The sequence below is a fragment of the Pseudomonas sp. genome, from assembly GCF_035277045.1.
Lineage (GTDB): Bacteria > Pseudomonadota > Gammaproteobacteria > Pseudomonadales > Pseudomonadaceae > Aquipseudomonas.
The window spans coordinates 1-3,269 of sequence record NZ_DATELE010000290.1 but is presented as its reverse complement, the minus strand read 5'-3'; the positions used below and the strand labels follow the sequence as shown (position 1 = coordinate 3,269).

2 protein-coding genes are annotated in these 3,269 nt (G+C 65.0%); both read left to right on the top strand.

Features of this window, described 5'->3' with window-relative positions; genetic code table 11:
- Positions 1-109: 109 nt before the first annotated feature.
- The gene (locus tag VJS90_RS20030) at positions 110-2,578 is read left to right on the top strand and encodes a DNA translocase FtsK (RefSeq protein ID WP_324123370.1); all 2,469 of its coding nucleotides are present in this window, start codon (positions 110-112) and stop codon (positions 2,576-2,578) included.
- Positions 2,579-2,640: 62 nt separating this feature from the next.
- Complete coding sequence (gene lolA, locus VJS90_RS20025; RefSeq protein ID WP_324123369.1) at positions 2,641-3,264, top strand: outer membrane lipoprotein chaperone LolA; 624 nt, start codon at positions 2,641-2,643, stop codon at positions 3,262-3,264.
- Positions 3,265-3,269: the final 5 nt, after the last annotated feature.

Here is a 3,269-nt window from a genome sequence, read left to right as displayed (position 1 = left end):
GTATCGCCATGGCGGCAGGCGGGCAGTAATGTTAAAAGTAGTGATTCGTTGACCGTTCACCTGGGTCGATCACTGCTGGACGCGCACCACGCGCAGGAATAGACGCGTTTTGAAGAAATCCACCGCAACCCCACCCCCATTGCCCGTGCCGCTCTGGCGACAGCAGCTGCACTATCGCCTCAAGGAAGGCGCACTGATCGCCATCGGCGCTTTGTGCCTTTACCTGTGGATGGCCCTGCTGACCTACGACACCGCCGATCCTGGCTTCAGCCACACCAGCAACGCCGAGCAGGTGCAGAACGCCGCCGGCCGCGCCGGGGCGTACTTCGCCGACATCCTGTTCATGGTGCTGGGCTACTTCGCCTACATCTTCCCCTTGCTGCTGGCGGTCAAGACCTGGCAGATCTTCCGCGAGCGGCACCAGCCGTGGCAATGGAGCGGCTGGCTGTTCTCCTGGCGGCTGATCGGCCTGGTATTCCTGGTGCTCTCGGGCGCGGCGCTGGCGCATATCCACTTCCATCCGCCGCAGAGCATGCCGTTTTCCGCCGGCGGCGCGCTGGGCGAAAGCCTCGGCGACCTGGCCAAGAGCCTGCTGAACGTGCAGGGCAGCACCCTGATGTTCATCGCGCTGTTCCTGTTCGGCCTGACCGTGTTCACCGACCTGTCGTGGTTCAAGGTGATGGACCTTACCGGCAAGATCACCCTCGACCTCTTCGAGCTGGTGCAGGGGGCCGCCAACCGCTGGTGGGCCGCGCGCAACGAGCGCAAGCGCCTGGTGGCGCAGCTGCGCGAGGTCGATGACTACGAGGTCCCCGCCAAGGGGGCCGCCGACAAGCGCGAGCCGGTCAAGGGCCGTGATCGCCTGACCGACCGCGACCCGCCCATCACCAAGCCCGTGCCCGAGCGCGTGCAGCCGACCGTGTCGGCGCCACCGCCGGCAGCCGCGCCGGCAGTGCCTGTCCCTCAGCCAGTCGCACGGCCGGCACCGGTGATCATGCCGCCTGCGGCCAGTGTCCCTGAACCCGCCAAACGGGTGGTCAAGGAGAAACCGGCGCATCAGTTCGTCGATAGCGCCGTCGCAGGCACGCTGCCGCCGATCTCGATCCTCGACCCCGCCGAAGCCAAGAAGGTCAACTACTCGCCGGAATCCCTGGCCGGCGTGGGCAACCTTCTGGAAATCAAGCTCAAGGAGTTCGGCGTCGAAGTGTCGGTCGACTCCATCCATCCAGGCCCGGTGATCACTCGCTACGAGATCCAGCCCGCGGCCGGGGTCAAGGTCAGCCGCATCTCCAACCTGGCCAAGGACCTGGCGCGTTCGCTGGCGGTGACCAGCGTGCGCGTGGTCGAGGTCATCCCGGGCAAGACCACCGTCGGCATCGAGATCCCCAACGAGGACCGGCAGATCGTGCGCTTCTCCGAGGTGCTGTCCTCGCCCCAGTACGACGAGGCCAAGTCGCCGGTCACCATGGCCCTGGGCCATGACATCGGCGGCAAGCCGGTGATCACCGACCTGGCCAAGATGCCCCACCTGCTGGTGGCCGGTACCACAGGTTCCGGCAAGTCGGTGGGTGTGAACGCGATGATCCTGTCGATCCTGTTCAAGGCGGGCCCTGAGGACGCCAAGCTGATCATGATCGACCCGAAGATGCTCGAGCTGTCGATCTACGAAGGCATTCCGCACCTGCTGTGTCCGGTAGTCACCGACATGAAGGACGCCGCCAACGCCCTGCGCTGGAGCGTCGCCGAGATGGAACGGCGCTACAAGCTGATGGCGGCCATGGGCGTGCGTAACCTGGCCGGCTTCAACCGCAAGGTCAAGGACGCCGAGGAAACCGGCGAGCCGATCTACGACCCGATGTTCAAGCGCGAGAGCATGGACGATGTGCCGCCCCTGCTGCAGACCCTGCCGACCATCGTGGTGGTGGTGGACGAGTTCGCCGACATGATGATGATCGTCGGCAAGAAGGTCGAAGAACTGATCGCGCGTATCGCGCAGAAGGCGCGCGCGGCCGGCATCCACCTGATTCTCGCGACCCAGCGCCCGTCGGTGGACGTGATCACCGGCCTGATCAAGGCCAACATCCCGACCCGCATGGCCTTCCAGGTGTCGAGCAAGATCGACTCACGGACCATCATCGACCAGGGCGGCGCCGAGCAGTTGCTCGGTCACGGCGACATGCTCTACATGCCGCCGGGCACCAGCCTGCCGATCCGCGTCCATGGCGCGTTCGTCTCCGACGACGAGGTGCATCGCGTGGTCGAGGCGTGGAAACAGCGTGGCGCGCCGGACTACAACGATGACATCCTCAGTGGTGTCGAAGAGGCCGGCAGCGGCTTTGACGGCGGCGGCGGCGGGGGCGACGGCGACGATCCGGAAGCCGACGCGCTCTACGACGAAGCCGTGCAGTTCGTGCTCGAAAGCCGTCGCGCGTCCATTTCCGCCGTGCAACGCAAGCTCAAGATCGGCTACAACCGCGCCGCGCGGATGATCGAGTCGATGGAGATGGCCGGCGTGGTCACCCCAATGAACAGCAACGGCTCGCGGGAAGTGATTGCCCCGGGTGGCCCGCGCGATTGATGATCTACCTGCCGGGCGCCGCTGACGGCGCCCGGCCCATTCACTGTTCGACGAGGATTTCCATGCGCGCGATTCGCATGCTGTTGGTTTCTGCCCTGGTCATGGCGCCCCTGGTGGGCCATGCCGATGAAAAAGACGTGGCGCGCCTGACCCAGCTGCTGGAGAAGTCGCAGACCATCACCGCCCGTTTCTCGCAGCTGACCCTGGACGCCAGCGGCACCAGCCTGCAGGAAACCCAGGGCCAGATGTCGGTGAAACGCCCGGGCCTGTTCTACTGGCACACCGATGCGCCGCAGGAACAGGTCGTGGTGTCCGATGGCAAGATGGTCACCCTGTGGGACCCGGACCTGGAGCAGGCCACCGTCAAGAAGCTCGATGCCCGCCTGAACCAGACCCCGGCGCTGCTGCTGTCCGGTGACGTGTCGAAGATCAGCGAGAGCTTCGACATCACCTCCAAGGAGCAGGGCAACGTCATGGACTTCACCTTGAAGCCCAAGACCAAGGACACCCTGTTCGACTCCCTGCGGGTGTCGTTCCGTGGCGGCCTGATCAACGACATGCAGCTGATCGACAGCGTTGGTCAGCGCACCAATATCCTGTTCAACGGGGTCAAGGCCAACGAGGCCATTCCGGCGAGCCAGTTCCAGTTCAAGGTTCCGGAAGGCGCGGACGTCATCCAGGAATAAGAGGT

Coding starts and splice junctions, on each gene's coding strand:
- lolA (WP_324123369.1), top strand. CDS start 2,641: ATGCGCGCGATTCGCATGCTGTTGGTTTCTGCCCTGGTCATGGCGCCC.